This window comes from Ramlibacter sp., from assembly GCF_028292805.1.
GTDB lineage: Bacteria > Pseudomonadota > Gammaproteobacteria > Burkholderiales > Burkholderiaceae_C > Ramlibacter.
Map to the genome: position 1 here is coordinate 1 of NZ_JAQGLS010000274.1, position 4,943 is coordinate 4,943.

A 4,943-nucleotide genomic window follows, 5' to 3' on the forward strand; every position below is an offset into this window, starting at 1 on the left:
CGCGCTGGAGTACGCGCGCAAGCTCAAGTCCGTGCGGGAGAAGCACGCCGACACGCTGGAGGTGGTGATGCGCGTGTACTTCGAAAAGCCCCGCACCACGGTGGGCTGGAAGGGCCTGATCAACGACCCTTACCTGGACGAGAGCTTTCGCATCGACGAGGGCCTGCGGATCGCGCGCCAGCTGCTGATCGAGATCAACCGCGCCGGGTTGCCGGCCGGCAGCGAGTTCCTCGACGTGATCTCGCCGCAGTACATCGGCGACCTGATCTCCTGGGGCGCGATCGGCGCCCGCACCACCGAAAGCCAGGTGCACCGCGAGCTGGCGTCGGGCCTGTCGGCGCCGATCGGCTTCAAGAACGGCACCGATGGCAACATCAAGATCGCCACCGACGCGATCCAGGCCGCGGCGCGCCCGCACCACTTCCTGTCGGTGCACAAGAACGGCCAGGTCGCGATCGTGCAGACCAACGGCAACCCGGATTGCCACGTGATCCTGCGCGGCGGCAAGGCGCCGAACTACGACGCCGCCAGCGTGGCGTCGGCCTGCCGCGAGCTGGAGGCGGCGCAGCTGCCGGCCAGGCTGATGGTGGACTGTAGCCATGCCAACAGCAGCAAGCAGCACGAGCGGCAGCTGGACGTGGCGCGCGACATCGCGGCCCAGGTCGCCGGCGGCTCCCGTTCGGTGTTCGGCCTGATGGTGGAAAGCCACCTGCAGGACGGCGCGCAGAAGTTCACCCCCGGCAAGGACGACCCCAAAGCGTTGGAGTACGGGAAAAGCATTACCGATGCCTGTATCGGCTGGGACGCCTCCATGGAAGTGCTGGACGTTCTTTCGGATGCGGTCCGCACGCGGCGCGGCTGACCGCCAAATAGTTGACATCACATAAAGTAACAATATAGGTACATTTGTTTCCTTCGGCTGGCCAGCCGAACGGGGGGCAACATGAACATCGAGCTGGAGATCCCGGTGCTTCGCCTTGGGGTGGCGGGGTTCTCCGATGCGCAACAGAAACTCGCCAGCGAAGCCGTCCGGGCCGCGGGGACGACGCGCGCCCAGTGGCACCTGGTGCCGTTCGCCGACGCCGACGGCTGGTGGCTCGACGGCGGCCGCGCGCTGGTGCTGCCCAGCGGTTTCCTGCGGGTGCAGCCCGGCGTGCCATCGGGCCGCTCGATCCAGATCGCAATGGCGGACGTCGACCGTCCGGTGGCGTTCAGCCTGCCGCTGGCGGCGCCCGGCTTCCACCCCGCCGTCACCTTCGAGCTGGCCGACCGCGAGCGCGGCGTCGCCGTGCTGCACCAGTTCGCCGGCTGGTTGCAGCCGCTGCTGGCGCAGTTCTGCCTGGCCGCGAGCATGTCCGCGCACCAGCCGACGCTGGGCGCCGGCAGCTGGGAAGTCCTGCGCGGCGGCGACCTGCTGGCGGTGGTTGACCTGCGGCTGGGCGCGGCCGTCACGCCCACCGCCACGCCAGCGGATTTCGCCGGCGCCGCCTGGACGCTGCGCGGCCATGGCGAAGTGGCGATCCCGTCCGAGTTCGTGCGGGCCAGCGTGGCGCAGCTGATGTGGCAATACGCGCTGCGCACCGAGCGCGACCTGTTGCCCCCGCACTACCGCCACCAGCCGCTGTACTTCCGCCGCCCGCCGCGCCTGCCGCAACGGCAGCTCAAGGACGCGCACCTGCTGCTGCTGCGCGAACTGGCGGCCCAGCCGATGGCCTTCGAGCAGCTGCAGCAGGCCACGGGCCTGGGCAGCTCCGCCCTGGCGCGGCACCTGTCGGCGCTGTACGTGGTCGGCGCCATCACGGCCAACCCGCGACGCTCCGCACCCGGCACCATCCGCCACAACAGCGCCGAACCGTTCAGCGCGCCGAACTCCAACACCTTCGGCTCGGTGCTGGACTCGATGCTGGCCATGCCCACCAACGGCCGGCGCCCGGTTTGCGACCTCACCGCGCCGGCGCCGCTGGTGCCCGAATAGTCAGCGCTGCGCGAGCGTCTCCAGCAGCTTGGCGTGGATGCCGCCAAAGCCGCCGTTGCTCATGCACAGCACGTGGTCGCCCGGTTGCGCGACCTCGCGCACCTGTTCCACCAGCTCCTGAATCGACTGCGCCACCCGCGCCTTGTCGCCCATGGCCCGCAGCGGTTCGGCCGGGTCCCAGCCCAGCCCGCCGGCATGGCAGAACGCCAGATCGGCCTGTTCCAGGCTCCACGGCAGCTGCGCCTTCATGGTGCCCAGCTTCATGGTGTTGCTGCGCGGCTCGAACACCGCCAGGATGCGCTGCGCCCCGACCTGCCGGCGCAGGCCGTCGATGGTGGTGCGCATGGCCGTCGGGTGGTGCGCGAAATCGTCGTAAACCGTCACGCCCGCGGCCAGCCCGCGCACTTCCATGCGCCGCTTGACGTTGCGAAATTCCCGCAACGCGGCGGCCGCCACCGCCGGTGTCACGCCAACGTGCTGGGCCGCGGCGATGGCCGCCAGCGCGTTCAGCTGGTTGTGCACACCGCCCACTTCCCAGTGCACCTGCGCCACCCGGTGGCCTTGTTCCAGCACCGCGAAGTGGTTCGGCTCGCCTTCGGCGCTGAAGTCGCTGTTGGTCGCGCCAAAGCTGCGCACCTCGCTCCAGCAGCCCTGGTGCAGTACGCGGGCGACGCTTTCTTCCAGCCCGTTGACCACCAGCCGGCCGGTGGCCGGAACGGTACGCACCAGGTGGTGGAACTGGCGCTCGATCGCCGCCAGGTCGTCAAAGATGTCGGCATGGTCGAACTCGAGGTTGTTCAGGATGGCCGTGCGCGGGCGGTAGTGGATGAACTTGCTGCGCTTGTCGAAAAAGGCCGTGTCGTACTCGTCGGCCTCGATCACGAAGGGCGTGAGCGGGCGGGCCAGGTTGCCCAGCCGGGCCGAGACTTCGAAGTTCAGCGGCACGCCGCCGACCAGGAAGCCCGGCTGCAGCCCCGCGTGCTCCAGGATCCAGGCCAGCATCGAAGTGGTGGTGGTCTTGCCGTGGGTGCCGGCGACCGCCAGGACATGGCGGCCTTGCAGCACGTGCTCGGCCAGCCACTGCGGGCCGCTGGTGTAGGGCAGGCCCTGGTCCAGGATCGCTTCCATCAGCGCAAAGCGCGGGCTGCCATCGGCCTGGCGGGCGCGCGAGACGACGTTGCCGATCACCCAGATGTCGGGCTTGATAGCCAGCTGCTCGACGCCGAAGCCTTCGATCAGCTCAATGCCGAGCGCGCGCAGCTGGTCGCTCATGGGCGGGTAGACGCCCGTGTCGCAGCCGGTGACCTTGTGGCCGGCTTCGCGGGCAAGCGCAGCCAGGCCTCCCATGAAGGTGCCGCAGATGCCGAGGATATGAAGATGCATTCCCGGATTATCCCGGGGGCGGGCCGGGCGGCCGTGGAGCCCGGGCGTTACAGCGGAAAGCGCTCCCGCAGCTTGAGCTTCCAGAACTTGCCGGTGGCGGTGCGCGGCACGCCTCGATGACCTCGTAGCGCTGCGGCAACTGCCACTGCGAAGCTGTGCCGCAGCAGGTGGCATTCAGCTCGCCCGGGTCGGTGCCACGCAGGCCCAGAACTCGCCCAGGCTGGCCACCAGCGTGTGCAGCACGGTGGGACGAAGGAAGTAGGCCAGCCCTTGGGCCGGCCGTGGTGCCGCAGGTGTAGCACATGGCCACCGGGTCTCGTCGGGCTGCGCACAGCGAAGGCCGTCCGCCTCGGCGCCTGCCGGCAGCGCCTCGTGGCCGGTGCAGTCCTCGGGCACCGGAGCACCGGAGCACCGGAGCACCGGAGAACGGGAGAACGGGAGAACGGGAACACGATCAACTGGCCGAAGCGGTGCGGGCCGGCAGCAGGCGGCACAGCGACAGCAACACGTCGTCCAGCAACACGAAGCGGTCCTGCGCGTCGCCCGCGATCAGCCGATTTGGCTGGGCGACAGCCGCAGGTTCAGCGTGCGCTGACGCCGCCAGCCGCGGGAATGCCAAAGTAGCAGTCCAGATGCGCGGGGTGGTTCCGGCTGAGGGTGGCGACGCGCTCGCCCTTGCGCAGCCCAGGCCCTGCAGCGCCGAGGCCAGGGCGCGGGCGCGGCGGTGGAACTGGCCGCAGCCATGCCGGCGCACCAGCTTGTCGGGCAGGCGCGAGACGATCGCGTTGCCGGTGAACAGCTGGCCGGCGCGCTCGAGCAGGTGCTTGAGCGACAGCGGCGTGGCCATCATGGTGCTTTTCATCGTGGCGGGTCTGCTGGCTTTCCCCTCTACGACCGGGGCTGGCGTGGGCAATGCAAAATACCCGCATGGAAGCGATGCAGCTGGAGATTGCCGCCACCGCCGCCCGCATGGTGGTGGAGGAAGGCCTGGAATACGGCCCGGCCAAACGCCGGGCCATCAAGCAGCTGGGGCTGAACAGCCGCAGCGCCCTGCCGGACAACGACGCCGTGGAAGAGGCGGTGCGCGACTACATAGCGCTGTTCTGCGGCGATACGCAGCCGGCCGAGCTGGCGGCGCTGCGCCGGCTGGCGGTGACCTGGATGGAGCGGCTGGCCGAGTTCCGGCCCTACCTGGGTGGCGCGGTCTGGCACGGCACGGCGACCCGGCTGTCGGACATCTACCTGCAACTGTTCTGCGACGACCCCAAGTCCGCCGAGATCGCCATGATCGAGCACCGTGTGGACTACGTGCCGCGCACCGTCACCGGCTTCCACGGCGAACCGGTGGAGGCCCTGAGCCTCAGCAGCATGTGCCCGGACCTGGGCGAGCCGGTGGGTGTGCACCTGCTGATCTACGATCACGACGACGTGCGTGGCGCGTTGCGGCCCGATGCCAGAGGGCGTCCACCGCGTGGCGACCTGGCGGCCGTGAGGGCGCTGGTGGCGGGAGGTGGGAATGACTGACACCGTCGACACCGCACCCGCGCCGGCGCCGCGCAAACGGCGCTGGCTGCTGGCGGCCGCG

The 4,943-nt window shown here is 69.8% G+C and carries 5 protein-coding genes; 3 read left to right on the forward strand and 2 right to left on the reverse strand.

From position 1 onward, the window contains the following. Both JWP65_RS16650 and JWP65_RS16655 read left to right on the forward strand, forming a co-directional pair. A partial coding sequence (locus JWP65_RS16650; protein WP_299765730.1) for a 3-deoxy-7-phosphoheptulonate synthase occupies positions 1 to 862 on the forward strand: 862 nt, incomplete at its 5' end. 81 nt (positions 863 to 943) lie between these two features. After that, positions 944 to 1,975, forward strand: a complete 1,032-nt coding sequence (locus JWP65_RS16655) for a hypothetical protein (protein ID WP_299765732.1) — start codon at positions 944 to 946, stop codon at positions 1,973 to 1,975. On the opposite strand, the gene mpl is transcribed toward JWP65_RS16655, so the two are convergent. Both mpl and JWP65_RS16665 read right to left on the reverse strand, forming a co-directional pair. Beyond that, positions 1,976 to 3,358: a UDP-N-acetylmuramate:L-alanyl-gamma-D-glutamyl-meso-diaminopimelate ligase gene (gene mpl, locus JWP65_RS16660; RefSeq protein WP_299765734.1), complete on the reverse strand. Its 1,383-nt coding sequence runs from the start codon at positions 3,356 to 3,358 to the stop codon at positions 1,976 to 1,978. It abuts the gene before it with no gap. Between the two features lie 454 nt (positions 3,359 to 3,812). Beyond that, the gene (locus tag JWP65_RS16665; protein ID WP_299765736.1) at positions 3,813 to 4,220 is read right to left on the reverse strand and encodes a hypothetical protein; all 408 of its coding nucleotides are present in this window, start codon (positions 4,218 to 4,220) and stop codon (positions 3,813 to 3,815) included. A gap of 65 nt (positions 4,221 to 4,285) precedes the next feature. Here JWP65_RS16665 and JWP65_RS16670 point away from each other — a divergent pair, with 65 nt between their 5' ends. After that, positions 4,286 to 4,882 carry a hypothetical protein gene (locus JWP65_RS16670; RefSeq protein ID WP_299765738.1) on the forward strand — a complete coding sequence of 199 codons (597 nt, stop codon included), beginning with the start codon at positions 4,286 to 4,288 and terminating at the stop codon, positions 4,880 to 4,882. The last annotated feature ends 61 nt before the right edge of the window (positions 4,883 to 4,943 follow it).